Origin of the sequence: Stagnimonas aquatica, from assembly GCF_003730135.1 — a bacterium.
GTDB classification, from domain to species: Bacteria; Pseudomonadota; Gammaproteobacteria; order Nevskiales; family Nevskiaceae; genus Stagnimonas; species Stagnimonas aquatica.
Genome location: NZ_RJVO01000001.1, coordinates 382,259 through 399,116, shown reverse-complemented (window position 1 = coordinate 399,116; position 16,858 = coordinate 382,259). Strand labels below are relative to the sequence as shown.

The 16,858-nt window shown below is 67.3% G+C and carries 14 protein-coding genes; 5 read left to right on the top strand and 9 right to left on the bottom strand.

The genetic code is table 11. The annotated features are described in order from the left end of the window. The first annotated feature begins 29 nt into the window (after positions 1-29). From ED208_RS01795 to ED208_RS01785, 4 genes are all read left to right on the top strand, one after another. On the top strand, positions 30-2,105 hold the full coding sequence (locus ED208_RS01795) for a right-handed parallel beta-helix repeat-containing protein (protein WP_123210138.1): 2,076 nt from the start codon (positions 30-32) through the stop codon (positions 2,103-2,105). Between the two features lie 101 nt (positions 2,106-2,206). Continuing rightward, positions 2,207-2,329, top strand: coding sequence for a hypothetical protein (locus ED208_RS17660; RefSeq protein ID WP_267897937.1), 123 nt, complete (start codon positions 2,207-2,209; stop codon positions 2,327-2,329). Positions 2,330-2,408: 79 nt separating this feature from the next. Further along, complete coding sequence (locus ED208_RS01790; protein ID WP_123210137.1) at positions 2,409-3,410, top strand: SH3 domain-containing protein; 1,002 nt, start codon at positions 2,409-2,411, stop codon at positions 3,408-3,410. Positions 3,411-3,596: 186 nt separating this feature from the next. Continuing rightward, positions 3,597-6,011, top strand: coding sequence for a TonB-dependent receptor (locus ED208_RS01785; RefSeq protein ID WP_123210136.1), 2,415 nt, complete (start codon positions 3,597-3,599; stop codon positions 6,009-6,011). Positions 6,012-6,051: 40 nt separating this feature from the next. On the opposite strand, the gene ED208_RS01780 is transcribed toward ED208_RS01785, so the two are convergent. Genes ED208_RS01780 through cyoA form a run of 7 tightly spaced genes read right to left on the bottom strand, consistent with a single transcriptional unit; the run spans position 6,052 to position 12,891 of the window. Further along, a complete protein-coding gene (locus ED208_RS01780) occupies positions 6,052-6,591 on the bottom strand; it encodes a response regulator transcription factor (protein WP_123210681.1) in 540 nt (179 codons plus the stop codon). Further along, positions 6,581-7,927: an ATP-binding protein gene (locus ED208_RS01775; RefSeq protein WP_233574745.1), complete on the bottom strand. Its 1,347-nt coding sequence runs from the start codon at positions 7,925-7,927 to the stop codon at positions 6,581-6,583. The genes ED208_RS01780 and ED208_RS01775 overlap by 11 nt, the downstream gene beginning before the upstream one ends. Positions 7,928-7,980: 53 nt before the next feature. Continuing rightward, complete coding sequence (locus ED208_RS01770; protein ID WP_123210134.1) at positions 7,981-8,730, bottom strand: SURF1 family protein; 750 nt, start codon at positions 8,728-8,730, stop codon at positions 7,981-7,983. Then, positions 8,730-9,134 carry a cytochrome o ubiquinol oxidase subunit IV gene (gene cyoD, locus ED208_RS01765; protein WP_123210133.1) on the bottom strand — a complete coding sequence of 135 codons (405 nt, stop codon included), beginning with the start codon at positions 9,132-9,134 and terminating at the stop codon, positions 8,730-8,732. The genes ED208_RS01770 and cyoD overlap by 1 nt, the downstream gene beginning before the upstream one ends. Next, positions 9,131-9,760, bottom strand: a complete 630-nt coding sequence (gene cyoC / locus ED208_RS01760; protein WP_123210132.1) for a cytochrome o ubiquinol oxidase subunit III — start codon at positions 9,758-9,760, stop codon at positions 9,131-9,133. Before cyoC ends, cyoD begins: the two co-directional genes overlap by 4 nt. 3 nt (positions 9,761-9,763) lie before the next feature. Beyond that, positions 9,764-11,782, bottom strand: coding sequence for a cytochrome o ubiquinol oxidase subunit I (gene cyoB, locus ED208_RS01755; protein ID WP_123210131.1), 2,019 nt, complete (start codon positions 11,780-11,782; stop codon positions 9,764-9,766). A gap of 23 nt (positions 11,783-11,805) precedes the next feature. Beyond that, on the bottom strand, positions 11,806-12,891 hold the full coding sequence (gene cyoA / locus ED208_RS01750; protein WP_123210130.1) for a ubiquinol oxidase subunit II: 1,086 nt from the start codon (positions 12,889-12,891) through the stop codon (positions 11,806-11,808). 151 nt (positions 12,892-13,042) lie between these two features. On the opposite strand from cyoA, the gene ED208_RS01745 reads away from it, so the two are divergent. After that, a complete protein-coding gene (locus tag ED208_RS01745) occupies positions 13,043-14,368 on the top strand; it encodes an MFS transporter (RefSeq protein ID WP_123210129.1) in 1,326 nt (441 codons plus the stop codon). 226 nt (positions 14,369-14,594) lie between these two features. Here ED208_RS01745 and trpE read toward each other — a convergent pair whose 3' ends face one another. Together trpE and rpe are read right to left on the bottom strand one after the other, a co-directional pair. Further along, positions 14,595-16,022 carry an anthranilate synthase component I gene (gene trpE, locus ED208_RS01740; protein ID WP_123210128.1) on the bottom strand — a complete coding sequence of 476 codons (1,428 nt, stop codon included), beginning with the start codon at positions 16,020-16,022 and terminating at the stop codon, positions 14,595-14,597. Positions 16,023-16,148: 126 nt separating this feature from the next. Continuing rightward, positions 16,149-16,835: a ribulose-phosphate 3-epimerase gene (gene rpe, locus ED208_RS01735; protein WP_123210127.1), complete on the bottom strand. Its 687-nt coding sequence runs from the start codon at positions 16,833-16,835 to the stop codon at positions 16,149-16,151. Positions 16,836-16,858 lie beyond the last annotated feature (23 nt).

Sequence of the window (16,858 nt, the reverse complement as noted above, 5' to 3'; positions counted from 1 at the left end):
GCATTTTTTGATAGGGCAGGAGAGCCCCGATGAAGAAGACCCCGAAACACTCGCTGGCGCCGGCCATCGGCGCCTTGTCGTTGATCAGAGCCGCCATGAACACCCCAGCCCTCCAGCCCCTTCACCACCCAGCGAGATCCGCCATGACCCTGAAAACCCACCCCTTGCTGCGCATGACCACGGCGGCGCTGCTGCTGGCGGCTTCATCTTCGGCACTGGCGCAGGGCAGCAGCAGCAATATGAGGTTTGTATACATAAGTTCCACGGCGGAATTGCAAGCCGCAGCCAATGAACTTGCTAAGGTTGGCAAAGGAGACGTAGACGGGCCAGCTACCAAGGCCAACCCTTACAACGTTTATCTTTTGGCAGCCGGCACTTACAAGGTACCGCTTAACTTGCTTGAGGGACGCGCAGTTGCTGCGCTCTATGGCGGCTTTCCGCCCGGCTTTGCGGGCTATACAAGTTTTACGGATGCATCCTTCCCCGGCGCGCTCGCCACTCGCGACCTGAAAAACAACGTCACCGTGCTGAGTGGCGATCTGAACAACAACGGCATCGTCGATGACGGGGATGCCGCCTCGGTGGTCACCCTCACGTCGCGCCTTACCGCCACGATTCTCGATGGCTTCCACATTGAAGGCGCCCTCGAATCGGCGGTGAAGGTAGACGGCGGCAGACCCGTGCTGCGCAATCTGGTGATCAGGGGCAACGCCGGGCACGGGCTGCAGATCACCGGCGGCGCCACGTCCAGCATCGACAATGTGCTGATCCACGGCAACGGTGGCACCGGCCTGGTGGTGGAAGGCGCCACCCCCAGCTTCACCGGCCTCACGATTGCCGGCAACGGCAAGGCCAGCACGGCGGTGGGCGGCCTGAGCTGCACCGGCACGGGCGGCAACTGCGGCACCTACCGCAACACCATCATCTGGGACAACACCGGCGGGGCCGTGGCCGTGAGCGCGGACTCGCCTGCCCCCAACCCCACCTTTCACTACTCGCTGGTGCAGGGCTGCAAGGTCGGCGGCACATGGAACCCGGCCTGCGGCATCGAGGGCAGCAATAACCTCGCCGATGCCGACCCCCGGTTTGTCGATGCCCAGTTCTGCACCGCCCGCCCCAACCGCGCGGGCAACTACCGCCTGAAAACCACCAGCCCCGCGCTGAACCTGGGCGACAACACCGCCACCACCCGACCCAAAGACCTCGACGGGCTGGCCCGCGTTCAGGCCAGCACCATCGACCTCGGTGCATATGAAGGTGGCGTAGTCGCGCCGGCCGTCAACGGCGCCTGCGGCACGGCCAACGGCGCGGCGACCTCAATGGCCCCCACGGGCTGTGCGCTCTGCGCCACCGGCACCGCCACCGCCGTCATCGGCAGCAACGGTGCCTGGGGCTGGGTGTGCAATGGCAGCGACGGCGGCAGTGCCTCGCCCGCCTGCGCCGCACCCTATGCCAGCCAGACGCTCAGCATCAGCGTGAACCCCAGCAGTGTCGCCGTCGGCGCGACGGCCACTGTCACCGCCGAGAGCACCAGCGGACTCAAGCCCACGCTCAGCCGATCCAGCGACAGCACGGCGGGCTGCACCGTGGGCACGACCAGCAACACCAGCACCGGCGTGCAAGCCACCGTGAGCACGCAAAGCGCCGGTGCCTGCGGCTTGCTGGCCAACCACCCCGGCACGGGCGATACCGGCACGGCACGCTTTCTGGCTGCCCAGCGGGTGAGCGCGATCCTCACCGTGAACGCGCCGACTTCGGCCTGCGAGCGTTACCGCAGCCGGGCGGGCGCCAACGTGATCGACCTGCGCAGTTCGCCGGGCGGCCAGACGGTGCGCGGCGAGGCCAGCAAGTTCAACGTGATCTTCGGCAGCGCCTTTGCCGACACCATCACCGGTGGCAACGCCGGCAACTGCATCGACGGCGGCGCCGGCAATGACCGCCTCACTGCCGGCAGCGGCGAGAACTACCTGTACGGCGGCGACGGCAACGACACCCTCACTCCGGGCTCCGGCAGCACCGCGATGGATGGTGGCGCCGGTACCGACAAGTGCGGGCTGGCCAGCAGCCGCGCCACCGCCACCTACACGAGCTGCGAAAGCAACTGATCAAACCTGGCTGCCATTCTGCCCAGCAGTCTTGTCCCCACCGCGCATCGTCGGGCGGTGGTGACGGGACTGACTACTGCACCGTTGCCACATTCCGCCACATGTCCGATCTCTACCGCGTCGACCGTTTCGGTAACCACCGCCTCCGCAGCCGCTACCGCTGGGCTTTATGGACTTTTGTCCTCGGCTTGCTGCTTGGGGCGGTCCTGGCGTCGATGTTCTAGCCTCCCCGTCGGCAAGCGCCGGGGCTTTTTTCGCCGTTCTCCTCGTGAGCGGACGGGTGTTTTCTCGGAGTCCGATGCAATGAGCTTACCTACCAAACCCCTGCCGCTGCGTGGGGGCTGGCTGCTGGTGCTGGCGACAGTGCCTGGCGCGGTGTTCGCGCAGGCCCCGCCGCCGCAGGCCAAGCTGATGATCAATGTCCGCGAGCGACCCGATCTGGGCAGTGTGATCGTGGGCGTGCTCAACAAGGGCGAGCCGGCGGTGGTGCTGCGCCAGGAGGGCGAGTTCGTGCGCCTGCGCACGCCCGGCGGCACCGAGGGCTACCTCAAGCACAAGTACCTCGCGCATTACGCCGGGCCGCAACCGGCGACGGTGCCGGTGGCGGCGACGCCCGCCGCGCCGGCGATGCTGCCGGTGGAAGCCTACCGGTCTCCGTATCCGGCCGAGCCCCTGGTCGGTACCCGGCCCCGGGCGCCGGCTCCGGGCGGGCCGCCGCCGCCGATGACCTTCCTGTCGGCCGACCGCCGCTCCGGGGTGCAGTTCACGGTGGGCGTGGGCGCCTTGCTGAGCACGCAGGACCGCGAAGGCCTGCGGCGCGAGCTGGCGCAGGAAGGTTACGGTGGCCAGGTCGACAAGCTGGATCGCGCCGCCCCGGCGGGCTTTCTGCGTATCGGCTACGGCCTCAGCGCGCCCTGGCAGCTGGAAGTCGCGCTCAGCTACATCGACGACCTGGATCTGCGCCTGAGTTCCGCCGCCTTGACGCCCACCACCCTGGCGCAGTCGGTGGCCGATCACGCACCGGCCAGCGGCTTCGGGCTGGCGCCGACGCTGGCCTACCGCTGGAGCTGGCCTGGCAGTGCCCTGTCGCTGCGCGCTGGCGGGCATTTCTCGCTGGGCAACGAGACCGAGGTGCGTCTCAACGGCCGTCCGCTGGACGTGGAGTACCGGACCCACGGCTGGCTGGCCGGCCTGTCCTGGGAGGCTGCGGGTCCGTCTGGACTCTGGCAGGGCCTGGATCTGCAGCTCCTGCACGTGAATGAACTCGCCGGTCTGGTCACGCTGAGCCTGCGCTGGGGGCAGTGAGCCGGCGCGCCCGATTCGGCGCGGTCCCGGGCGACGGCGGAGCTGGCTGCGCCAGGGGAGCCCGCGCGCAAGGGGCGGTAGGAAATCGCCGGGCCGAACCGGCATAAAAAGCAACAAAAATGTTCTTTTACATTCGCGGGCTGTTCGCGGATAAAGCGCCTCTTGAAAAGCAGGGAGGCGATTGAAATGGCTGAGGAGCTGGGTGGTCGTGGGCGCTGGGCGGCCGTCGCGCTAGGGCTGTTGCTGGGCCCCGGCAGCTGGGCGCAGGAGGCGCCTGCCGAGCCCGCGCCGCTGCCGACGATCCCGGTGGTCACCACCGCAGAGCCGGCCCCGGAAAACCTCAACCGGCTGGAAGAGGTGGTGGTCACCGCTCGCAAGCGCAGCGAGTTGCTGCAGGACGTGCCGGTCGCGGTCGCCAGCTTCTCGGCGGCGCAGCTGGAAGCGCGTGGCATCCAGAACATCCGCGACCTCAGCCTGGCGATCCCCGGCTTCCAGGTCAGCGATCTCGGTGGCTACAACATGATGTCGCTGCGCGGCATCGGCACCGACATCTTCATCCCCTCGGCCGAGCCGAGCGTGGCGACCTATCTCGACGGCGTCTATCTGCCCTCGGGTCATAGCCTGGGACAGGCCTTCGGCGCCGTCGAGCGCGTCGAGGTGCTCAAGGGGCCGCAGGGCACCTTGTTCGGCCGCAACGCCACCGGCGGCGCGGTGTCGATCTGGACCAAGCAGCCGGGCCGCAGGTTCGAGACCTCGGTCGAGAGCAGCTACGCCAGCTTCAACGACAGCCGCACCCGCGCCTACGTCAACCTGCCGTTCGGGGAAGTGTTCGCGGCCAGCGTGTCCGGCTATTACCAGCACCGCGACAGCTACTACACCCTGGACAACGGCACCGATCACAGGCTGCCGGCCGAGGTCAATCGCGGCGCGCGGCTGAAGCTGGGTTTCAACTTCAGCGACGATCTCGATCTGGTGCTGACCGGGCTGGTCGCGCAGCAGAGCGGCACCTCGACCACGGTGTCGGCCAATGTCGAGCCGAGCAATGTCTTCGGTGCCACCTTGCAGCCGGAGACCCGCGACTACGTGGCGACCGCCAACTCCGAGCCCTCGCTGACCTTCGATACCCGCGCCTATTACGGCATCCTCAACTGGCGCAATCCGGGCATCGACACCAAGCTGCTGGCCAGCCATTCCTACGTCAACGCCCACGACTACAACTACGACTTCGACGGCAGCGAGCAGCCGATTGCCAGCTATGGCGCGCTCAGCGAGTTCCAGCGCACCAGCACCGCTGAGTTGCAGTTCACCTCCAACGAAGACAGCTGGGGGGCGAGCCGGCTGAAGTGGGTCGGTGGCCTGTACTACCTGCAAAGCACTGGTGGCTACGACCCCGGCTACCTGCGCCTGTTCGATACGCTGGTCAATCCGCTGCCGGGGCTGATCGCGGCCTTGCCGGGGCCGCTGCGGAATGCGGTGGATGGACTGCTCGGCGGCGCGATCATCCCCGAAAGTCTGACCTTCTACTTCTTCGGCACCGCCCAGACCAAGTCCTACTCGGCCTATCTGCAAAGCACCGCCAGCCTCACCGACTGGCTGAACCTGACGGTGGGCGGCCGCTGGCAGCGGGAGAGCCGTACGCTGGTGCGCTCCGACGTTGGTCTGGGCACCCTGGACGGCGGCATCGGCAAGGCCTATTCGTTTTCGCCGGATGAATCCAAGACCCGCAACTTCTCGCCCAAGCTGTCGCTGGACGTACACCCGGCGCGCGATCTGCTGCTCTATGCCTCCTACCAGGGCGGCTACAAGAGCGGTACCTACAACGTCATCAACATCTTCGCCCAGCCCAGCTTCGTGCAGCCGGAGGAAGTCACCGCCTACGAACTCGGCCTGAAGTCGGAGTGGTTCAACAACAGCCTGCGCTTCAATGCTGCGGTGTTCCAGAACGACATCCGCAACCAGCAGACCGGCTTCATGTCCTTCACTTCCGGTGGCGCGGTCAATCTGGAGAACGCCGGCAAGGCCCGTATCCGCGGCGTCGAGGCCGAGCTGGCCTGGCGACCGCTGCCGCGCCTCAACCCAGGCCTGAAGCTCGGCGGCAGCGCCAGCTGGCTGGATGCCAAGTACCGCGACTACGAGAACGGCCGTGGCTTCAACCAGCAGGGCATCGCCTACCAGAGCGATTGCCGCGACAACAACGGCAACTACGACGCCAGCCTGTCGAGCTGCCATGACTTCAGTGGCAACCAGATCGTGCGGGTGCCGGACTTCACCGCCGCCGCCACCGTCAGCCAGAGCTTCAAGGTGCCCGGCGGCAGCCTGGAGGTGGCCGGCGACTACTACTACAACTCCGGCTTCTACTACCTGGCGCAGAACACCCCCACCGAGGCGCAGTCCAAGCCGGACAGCTACGAGCCGGCCTATGCGCTGGTGAATGCGCGGGTCAGCTATCTGCTGCGGCGCGCCGGCCTGCGGCTGACCGTGTTCGGCGAGAACCTCACCGACGAGCGCTACAACGCCGGCGTGTTCATGACCGACTTCGGCCGCCAGGAGTCGCTGGCGCCGCCGCGCATCTGGGGCGCGCGCCTCAACCTCGACTTCTGATTGGCCGGACGCGCCCTTGCCCCGGGGCAAGGGCGCCGACTCAGGGCACCCAGCGCTTGGCCAGTTTGCGGGCCAGGGTGCGGCGGTGCATGCCCAGGCGGCGGGCGGTCTCCGAGATGTTGAAGCCGGTCTCCGCCAGCACCTCGTGGATGCGCTCCATCTCCAGGGTCTTGATCGAGGTGGCGCGGGCGGTCATCGGCGCCTCCGCCGGCTCGGGCAGCGATTCACCGCCGAAGGCGGCTTCGATGTCGTCGGTGTTGGCCGGCTTCACCAGATAGTTGCAGGCGCCCAGCTTGATCGCCTCGACGGCGGTGGCGATGCTGGCGAAGCCGGTCAGCACCACGATTAGCAAGTCCGGGTCGCGCTCGTGCAGATAGCGCACCACCGCCAGGCCCGACTCCTTGCCGAGCTTGAGATCGACTACCGCATGGCTGGGGCGGGCTTCCTGTAGCAGGCCGCTGACCGCTTCCAGCGAGGCCGCGCCGAGCACCGCATAGCCGCGCCGCTCGAACGAACGCCGCAGGGTGCGGGCGAAGGCCTCGTCGTCCTCGACAATCAGCAGCAGCCGCTCAGCCGCCATGCTCATGTGCGTCCCCCAGGCTGAGCGCGGCAAGCGGCAGTTCCAGCCGCACCACCGCGCCGCCGGTCTCGGCGTTGGCGGCATCCACCGTGCCACCCAGCTTGCGCAGCACGTTGACCACCAAGAACAGGCCCAGGCCGCTGCCCGGCCGGCCCTTGCTGGACTGGTAGGGCTTGCCCAGCCGCGCCAGCATCTCGGCGGGGAAGCCCGGGCCGTGATCCTCGACGCGCAGGCCGAGCCGTCCGTCCTGGCAGCGGACCCGGAGGCCGACCCAGGCCGGCGAGGCTTCCTGGGCGTTGTCCAGCACGTTGAACAGCACCTGCCGCAGCGCGGTGTCGGAGACGATGGGGCTGCGTCGGAACGCGGCCTCGTCGAGCGGCGACTCGATGCTGTACGCCAGCTCGGTCTGTGGGTGCAGGCGCCGCCACTCGGTGACCAGCTCGTCGAGAAAGCCGGCGACCGTGGTCAGGCTCACCGCCTCGCCGCGCGCTTCGCCGGCCGACAGCAGGATGCCGCTGACGATGCTCTTGCAGCGGCGCAGCTCGGCGTCCATCTCCTCGAGTTCCTGCAGGCGCTCCGGCTGGTCGCGGAACTCCGGCAGATGCCGCCAGTCGCCGAGGATCACCGCCAGGGTGGACAGCGGCGTGCCCAGCTCGTGGGCGGCGCCGGAGGCGAGCAGACCCATGCGCACGATGTGATCCTCCTCGGCGGCGTGCTGGCGCAGGTCGGCAAGCCGGGCGTCGCGGCGGCGCAAGTTGGCGTTGATGCGGCCGAGGAACAGCACCAGCAGCAGCACGTCGAGCACGAAGCAGACCAGCATGCCGTAGACGTGCAGCTGGAACAGGCGGGCGGGGTCGCTGCTGGCCAGGCTCAGAGGCAGGTAGTGGCGGGTCAGCACCGCGAAGCACAGGCAGGCATAGGCGACCAGCAGCCAGGTCGACCAGGCTTCGAGCAGGATCGCCGCCAGCGTCAGCTGCAACAGGTAGAGGAAGACGAAAGGATTGGTGGCGCCGCCGCTGAAATAGAGCAGGGCGGTGAGGGCGCTGATGTCCAGCAGCAGACCCAGCAGCAGGTCGCCATTGCGCACCTCGCCGGCCTGGCGCGGCCGCAGCATGCTGAACAGGTTCAGCAGTACCAGGCCGCCGATCACCGCGAACATCGGCGGCAGGGGCAGTTGCAGGTCGAACTGCAAGGTGCTGAAGACGATGGTGGCGGCCTGGCCGAAGACCGCCAGCCAGCGCAGCTGGATCAGCAGCATCGCGTTCTGCTGGCTGGCGGTCTCGCCGAGCGAATCGAGCAGCGAAAAGCTGCGGTTGGAGGGCCGGGCCGTGGACATGGCGCGCATCCTAGCAGCGATGTCGCGGGCGGCTCCCGGCCAGCTCCGGGAGCTCAAGTGCGGCGTCTTCGCAGCCGCCATTCCTGGCGCAGCAGCAGCGCCAGGGCGGCCAAAACCATGGCCGCCAGCCCGAACCAGGTCAGGGCGTAGACCAGGTGGCTGTTGCGGAACTTGAGCACCGTCAGGCCGCCGACCGGCCCGCCGGCGACCGAGGTCTCGGCGTCGATGAAGTACGGCGCCACCGGCGCGTCTTGCAAGGCCCGGGCCTCGGCGATGGCGGCGACGTCGCGCGAGTACCAGCGGTTTTCGGCCGGCCGGTTGTGGCGCAGGAAGCCACCGCCGGGTTCGCTGAGCCGCAGCAGGCCGGATAGCTGCACCGTGCCGGTGATCTGACCCTCGGGGCGCGTCGCGGGGTCTCGGTGCTCGGCATCGACGAAGCCGCGATTGATGAGCAGCATCCAGCCCGCCGGGGTGCGCAGCGGCGTCATCACCCAACAGCCGGGGCCGCGCACGGTCACCGCCTGGGTGCAGGTTTCACGCGCGTGCAGGAACTCGCCTTCGACCTCGACGCGGCGGTATTCGTCCTGCGCCGACAGGCCGGGCCAGTCGGCGGGTGCCGGCGCTGGTACCGGCGCCGCCGCCAGTTGCCGTTGCACGCGCTCGATCAGAGCCAGCTTCCAGACCCGGCGTTCGAGCTGCCAGTGTCCCAGTGCCAGCAGGCCGAGCAGGACGGCGACGGCGAGCAGCACCAGCAGCGCCAATGGCGCCGCCGGTAGCGGCCTGCGGCGGCCGTCGCCGGACATCAGGGCAGGTTGCGCATTTCGTGCACCGAGGCCGGCATCATGTTCGCGTTCATGTGGAACATGACCCACAGCGAGCCGGCCAGGGTGATGACAACCAGCACCAGGGTGAAGATCAGCGCCAGCATGTTCCAGCCGCCTTCGGAACTGGTGTTCATGTGCAGGAAGAACACCATGTGCACGACGATCTGCACCAGCGCGAAGCCAAGGATGATCGCGGTGGTGGCCAGCTTGCTGGGCAGCACCTCGCCCATCACCAGCCAGAACGGAATCGCGGTCAGCAGCACCGACAGCAGGAAGCCGATCATGTAGCTCTTGAAGCTGCCATGGGCGGCGCCGTCGTCGTGGTGCTCGTCGTGGCCGTGGACCAGGGCTTCGTGGTGGTTGTGGGCATTCGCAGAGCTCATCGCAGCACTCCCATCAGGTAGACGTAGGTGAAGACGCCGATCCAGATGACGTCGAGGAAATGCCAGAACAGCGACAGGCAGGACAGCCGCCGGCGGTTGGCGCCGGTCAGGCCATGCTTCTTCACCTGGGCCATCAGCACCACCAGCCAGACGATGCCGAAGCTGACGTGCAGGCCGTGGGTGCCGACCAGGGTGAAGAACGCCGATAGAAAGGCGCTGCGCTGCGGCCCCGCACCTTCGTGGATGAGATGGTGGAACTCGTAGAGTTCGATGCCCAGGAAGGCGAGGCCGAACAGGCCGGTGATCGCCAGCCAGATCAGCGTTGGGCGCACGCGGTTGCGTGCCATCTCCAGCATGGCGAAGCCATAGGTGATCGAGGAGAACAGCAGCATCGCGGTATTGAGCGCGACCAGTTCCAGGTCGAACAGATCCTTGGGCGCCGGGCCGGCGGCGTAGTTGCTGCCGACCACGCCGTACATCGCGAACAGCACCGCGAAGATCAGGCAGTCGCTCATCAGGTACAGCCAGAAGCCGAGCAGGGTGCCGTTCTGCGGGTGATGCTCCTCGCGCAGATAGAAGCGGCTGGCGTCGCCGGCCAGCGTCGGCGCGTGTGCGGTAGCGCTCATGGATCAGGCCTCCTGGGCCGCGAGTGCGCGGGTATAGGCGTCTTCGCTGCGAGTCACCTCATCGGCGGGGATGTGGTAGTCGCGGTCGTAGTTGAAGGTGTGGGCAATCGCGGCGCCGATCAGGCCCGCGAACGACAGCCCGGCCAGCCACCAGATGTGCCAGATCATCGCGAAGCCGAACACCAGGCTGATGCCGGCGAGGGTGATGCCGGCGGCGGTGCCCTTGGGCATGTGGATGGCGAGGAAGCCGCTGGTAGGCCGCACATAGCCGTTGCGCTTCATGTCCCACCAGGCATCGACCTCGTGCACGCGCGGGGTGAAGGCGAAGTTGTATTCCGGCGGCGGCGAGGAGGTGGACCATTCCAGGGTGCGGGCATCCCAGGGATCGCCGCCCACCACCCGCAGTTCCGCGCGGCGCTTGTAGCTGACGTAGAACTGGATCAGCGAGGCGAGGATGCCGGCGCCGACCAGCACCGCGCCGAAAGCGGCGGCGATGAACCAGGGTTGCAGGCTCGGGTCCTCGAAGTGGCTGACCCGGCGGGTCACGCCCATCAGACCCAGCACGTAGAGCGGCATGAAGGCGAACAGGAAGCCGATCTGCCAGCACCAGAAGCTGACCTTGCCCCAGAACTTGTCGAGGTGATAGCCGAACACCTTCGGGAACCAGTAACTGATGCCCGCGAACACACCGAACACCACGCCGCCGATGATGACGTTGTGGAAGTGGGCGATCAGGAACAGCGAGTTGTGCAGCACGAAGTCGGCCGGCGGCACCGCCAGCAGCACGCCGGTCATGCCGCCGATGACGAAGGTGAACATGAAGCCCATGGTCCACAGCATCGGCAGCTCGAAGCGGATGCGGCCGCGATACATGGTGAACAGCCAGTTGAACATCTTCGCCCCGGTGGGGATGGAGATGATCATCGTGGTGATGCCGAAGAACGAGTTCACACTCGCGCCGGAGCCCATGGTGAAGAAGTGGTGCAGCCACACCAGGTAGGAGAGGATGGTGATGACCACCGTCGCGTAGACCATCGAGGTGTAGCCGAACAGACGCTTGCCGCTGAAGGTGGAGACGACTTCCGAGAACACGCCGAACAGCGGCAGGATCAGGATGTAGACCTCCGGGTGGCCCCAGATCCAGATCAGGTTCACGTACATCATCGGGTTGCCGCCGAAGTCGTTGGTGAAGAAGTTGGTGTCGGCGTAGCGGTCCAGCGACAGCAGCACCAGCACCGCCGTCAGCACCGGGAAGGCGGCGACGATCAGCACGTTGGTGCACAGCGAGGTCCAGGTGAACACCGGCATCTTCATCAGCGTCATGCCCGGCGCGCGCATCTTGACGATGGTGACGATGAGATTGACGCCGGAGAGCAGGGTTCCTACACCGGCTATCTGCAATGCCCAGATGTAGTAGTCCATGCCCACGCCGGGGCTGTAGTCCGCCCCCGAGAGCGGTGGGTAGGCCAGCCAGCCGGCGGTGGAGAACTCGCCGATGAACAGCGAGGTCATCACCAGCAGCGCGCCGACCACGGTCATCCAGAAGCTGAAGTTGTTGAGGAAGGGAAACGCCACGTCACGGGCGCCGATCTGCAAGGGCACCACGTAGTTCATCAGGCCAGTGACGAAGGGCATGGCGACGAAGAAGATCATGATCACGCCGTGGGCGGTGAAGATCTGGTCGTAGTGGTGCGGCGGCAGGTAGCCCATGGCATCGCCGAAGGCCATCGCCTGCTGCAGGCGCATCATGATCGCGTCGGCGAAGCCGCGCAGCAGCATCACCAGCGCCAGGATCATGTACATCACGCCGATCTTCTTGTGGTCGATCGAGCAGAACCAGTCGCGCCACAGCCAGCCCCAGGCGCGGGCGCGGGTGATCCAGACCACCAGCGCCAGGCCGATCAGCGCGGTGACCGCGAAGGTGGCGAGCAGGATGGGCTCGTGGTACGGGATGGCGTCCAAGCTCAAGCGACCGAACAGGGTCTGCATCAGCTCGGAGCGTTCTGGCGTCGGGGTTTGCATGGTCGTCTCGGCGCGTCTTTGGATCAGGGAGCGAGGCGGCTCAGGCCGTAGCTCGGCGGCGAGGCCGGCGACAGCATCACCTCGGGGGCGGCCGCGCACAGCGCGGTGACGTATTCGGCGGGCGGCTGCGGCAGCACGCCGCGCCGGCGCTCGGCGTCGTAGCTCAGGCGCGAGACGTTGTAGACGCTGGCCAGCCCGAGGCCGCCCTTGGCGTCAATCGCCATCATGTCGCGCATGCACATCTTGGTCGGCTCGACGCAGAGATTGAGGATGGCGTCGTAGAGGCCGACCATGGTCTGGCCGTAGTGGCGCACCGGCTCGCGCTCGCTGGGCCGCTCCAGCTTCAGGTACTCCTCGCGGCCGAGTGCAGCCGGGCTGGCGCGCACGCCGGCGACCCACTGGTCGAAGCCGGCGCCGTCCAGGCCCTTGAAGGTGAAGCGCATGTGCGAGAAGCCGGCGCCGCTGTAGTTGGCGGAAAAGCCCTGGTAGTCGCCGGCCTTGTTGATGACGGCATGGAGCTGCGTCTGCATGCCTGGCATGGCGTAGATCATCCCGGCCAGCGCCGGCACGTAGAAGGCGTTCATCACCGTCGAGCCGGTGATCTGGAACTCGATCGGCACGTCCACCGGCGCCGCCATTTCATTGACGCTGGCGACCCCGTAGTCGGGGTAGATGAACAGCCATTTCCAGTCCAGCGCGACCACCTGCACCTTCAGCGGTTGCACGTCTGCCGGGATCGGCCGGCTGGCGTCGAGGCGGTCGAGCTTGCGGTAGGGGTCGAGGGTGTGGGTGGTGATCCACGTCACCGCACCGAGCGCGATGATGATCAGCAGCGGCGCCGACCAGATCACCAGCTCCAGCTGCGTGGAGTGGTGCCAGTCGGGATCGTAGGTCGCCTTCTTGTTGGACTGGCGGTAGTGCCAGGCAAAGAAGCCGGTCAGCAGCATCACCGGCACCACGATCAGCAGCATCAGCACCGTGGAGACGACGATCAGGTCGCGTTGCTGCATGGCAATGTCGCCGGAAGGCGACATCACCACGGCGTCGCAGCCGGCAAGCAGGAAGACCAGCGGCAGCGTCAGTAAGCTGTAGGCACGGCGGGCGTACATGGCGGAATTCAGTCGCACGGAGAGGCTCCGCCGACGACTGTAGGCGCGGGATTCCGGTGGCGCGATTGGACGTTTTGTCCCACCCCTGCTTTCCGTCCTGAGGCTGGCCCTAAAATGCCGCCAGCCTCCTCACGGCCACAGGTACCTTCCCATGTCGACCGCCGCACCGCACACCCTGGATGTTCCTGGCGCTGACGCCCAGGCGCCGGCCCACCGCGTCGCTCCCGGCGAGATCGCCATCGGCGTGGTCATCGGACGGCTGTCGGAGATGTTCGACTTCTTCGTGTTCGGCATCGCCGCCGTGCTGGTGTTCCCCTCGGTGTTCTTTCCCTTCGTGGACGCCCAGACCGGCACCTTCTACGCCTTCGCGGTGTTCTCGCTGGCCTTCGTCGCCCGTCCGCTCGGCTCGCTGCTGTTCCGGGTGCTGCACACCCGCTACGGACGTGGCACCCGTCTGACGGTGGCCTTGTTCATCCTCGGCACTGCCACCGCCGGCATCGCCTTCCTGCCCGGCTACGCGACGCTGGGCGAGTACTCGATCCTGCTGCTCGGCCTGTTCCGCATGGCCCAGGGCGTCGGCATCGCCGGTAGCTGGGATGGCCTGCCTTCGCTGCTGGCGCTCAATGCCCCGGAGAACCGTCGTGGCTGGTACGCGATGATCCCCCAGCTCGGCGGCCCCATCGGCTTCTTCATCGCCGCCGGTCTGTTCGCCTATCTGGTGTCGGCGCTGTCGCCCAAGGACTTCCTGGAATGGGGCTGGCGCTATCCCTTCTGCGTCGCCTTCGCCATCAATGTGGTGGCGCTGTTTGCCCGCCTGCGGCTGGTGGTGACGCCGGAGTTCACCGCCCTGCTGCAGACCCGCGAGCTGGAGCCTTCACCGCTGGCGGATCTGTTCCGCACGCAGCGCGCCAGCATCCTGCTCGGCGCCTTCGCGCCGCTGGCGAGCTTCGCGCTGTTCCATCTGGTCACCGTGTTCCCGCTGTCCTGGGTGACGCTGTTCAGCGATCAATCGGTGATCGACTGCCTGATCGTGCAGATGTTCGGCGCGGTGCTGTGCATGGTCAGCATGCTGCTGTCCGGCCAGATCGCCGACCGCATCGGCCGGCGCGCGACGCTGGCGGTGGGTGCCGGCCTGATCGCGCTGTTCAGCCTGGCCGGCCTGCTGCCGGCCTTCCTGCACGGCAGCGTGCTCGGCGCGCTGCTGTTCGTGCTCGGCGGCTTCGTGCTGCTCGGGTTTTCGCACGCGCAGGCGGCGGGCGCGATCAATTCCACCTTCCCCAGCCGCTACCGCTACAGCGGCGCGGTGGTCACCTCCGACCTGGCCTGGCTGGTGGGCGCAGCTTTCGCGCCGCTGGTGGCCTTGTTCATCGCTGCGCATTTCGGGGTCGGCTACGTCGGCCTCTACCTGCTCTCCGGCGCCGTCGGCACCCTGCTGGCGCTGGGCATCAACCGCAATCTGGAGATGCGCGACGACTAGGGCCTGTCGCCCATTAGAACCTTGCTGCGGCGGAAGGCGCACTCGGCTTAACGCGGCTGGCCACCGGCAAGCCGCGCCGAGGCCAAGTGCTTGGGGGCAGTGCAAGGAAGCAGGAGTGCGCAATAGCGGGTCTATTGAAACTCTTGCTGACGCGGCAAGGCCGATGTTGCCTCCCCTACGCGAGTAGGGGAGGTGGCGCGCAGCGCCGGAGGGGTCGTCGCGGCGCTTAGCTGACGGCCGCCTGTGCAGCGGCGCGCATCATCGCCCTGGCCTTGTTCATGGTCTCTTCCCATTCCGAAGCCGGATCGGAATCAGCGACCACGCCAGCGCCGGCCTGGACGTGGATCTGGCCGTCCTTGATGACGGCGGTGCGGATGGCGATGGCCATGTCCATGTTGCCGCACCAGCCGAGATAGCCGACCGCGCCGCCGTAGATGCCGCGCTTGTGTGGTTCCAGCTCCTGGATGATCTCCATCGCCCGCACCTTCGGCGCGCCGCTGAGCGTGCCGGCCGGGAAGGTCGCCGCCAGCGCGTCGAGCGCATCGACCCCGGTCTTGAGCTGGCCGGTGACATTGCTGACGATGTGCATGACGTGGCTGTAGCGCTCGATCGCCATCTTGTCGGTGAGCCTGACGCTACCGGTCTCGGCGACCCGGCCGATGTCGTTGCGGCCGAGGTCGATCAGCATCAGGTGCTCGGCGATCTCCTTGGGGTCGGCGAGCAGCTCGGCTTCCAGCGCGCGGTCCTGCTCCGGCGTGGCGCCGCGCTTGCGGGTGCCGGCGATGGGACGCACGGTGGCGAGGCCGTCCTGCACCCGCACCAGAATCTCCGGGCTGGAGCCGACCACCTGGTGGTCGCCGAGATTGAGGCAGTAGAGATAGGGCGAGGGGTTGAGCCGGCGGATGGCGCGGTAGAGCTGCACCGGATCGGTGCTGAACGGCGCCGACAGCCGGTGTGCCGGCACCACCTGCATCACGTCGCCGGCGGCGGTGTAGTCCTTGATCCGCTGCACGGCGGCCTTGAACGCGGTCTCGCCCATGGTCGAGACAAAGGGCAGGTCCTCGGCAGGGCCGTTCACCGGCGCCCGGCTGGCGAGCAGAGGCGCGGCCAGACGTTCCTGCAATTGATCGAGCCGGCGTTCGCCGGCGGCGCGGGCCTCGGCGCTGTCGGCGACGTGCACCACCAGGGTGATGCTGGCGCGCAGGGTGTCGAACACCACCACCTCGTCGGAGCGCATCAGCAGGATGTCCGGCGTGCCGACCGGGTCGGGCAGATCGTGGTCGAGCTTGGGCTCGACATAGCGCACGGTTTCGAAGCCGAAGTAGCCGACCCAGCCGCCGGTGAAGCGCAGCGCGCCGGGCAGCGGCGCGCGTACCGCCGCGACTTGTTCGCGGATGAAGGCGAGCGGATCGGCGACTTCGTCCTCGAACACCGTCTCGCCGTCGCGCTGGATGCTGACCCGGCGGTTGTAGACACGGATCACCTCGCGGCAGGCGAGGCCGATGAAGGAGTAGCGGCCCCATTGCTCGCCGCCCTGCATGGATTCCAGCAGGTAGCTGTAGGGCTCGTTGGCGAGCTTGAGATAGGCGCCGACCGGCGTGTCGAGGTCGCCGGGCAGTTCCCGGGTGAGGGCGATCAGGTGTTGTGTGGGCATGTCTTTCTGGGCGGCGCGCCGCTTGGCGCGCGGTGAACGGGCAGATCGGATCAGTTGGGGATCGGACGCAGGTTCACCATCGCCAGCAAGGGCGCGCGGCACGCAGGGGCGGGCGCGGGTTCATGTTCAGGCCTTGGCGATCTCTTCACGCATGGCGCGGATGGTAGCAGCGTAGTCGCCAGCGCCGAAAATCGCCGAGCCGGCGACGAAGGTGTCGGCACCGGCGGCGGCGATCTCGCGGATGTTGTCGATCTTCACACCGCCGTCGATCTCCAGACGGATCTCGCGGCCGCTGGCGTCCTGATGAGCGTCGATGAGCGCCCGCGCCGCACGCAGCTTGTTGAGCGCCTCGGGAATGAAGCTCTGGCCGCCAAAGCCGGGGTTGACCGACATGATCAGCACCAGATCGACCTTGTCGAGCACGTGCTTGAGGCAGTCCAGCGGCGTCGCCGGGTTGAACACCAGGCCGCTCTGGCAGCCGGCCGCCTTGATCGCCTGCAAGCTGCGGTCGATGTGGCGGGTGGCCTCCGGGTGGAAGCTGATGAGACTGGCACCGGCCTTGGCGAACGACTGCGCCAGGGCGTCCACCGGCTCCACCATCAGGTGCACGTCCAGCGGCGCGGTCACGCCGTACTTGCGCAAGGCTTCGGCGATGGTCGGTCCGAAGGTGAGGTTGGGGACGTAGTGGTTGTCCATCACGTCGAAATGCACCCAGTCGGCGCCAGCGCCGAGGACGCGCTGCACGTCCTCGCCCAGGCGGGCGAGGTCGGCGGAAAGGATGGAGGGAGCGATGACGGGGGATAGCTTGGCCATGGCGCATTATCCCAAAGTTCGCC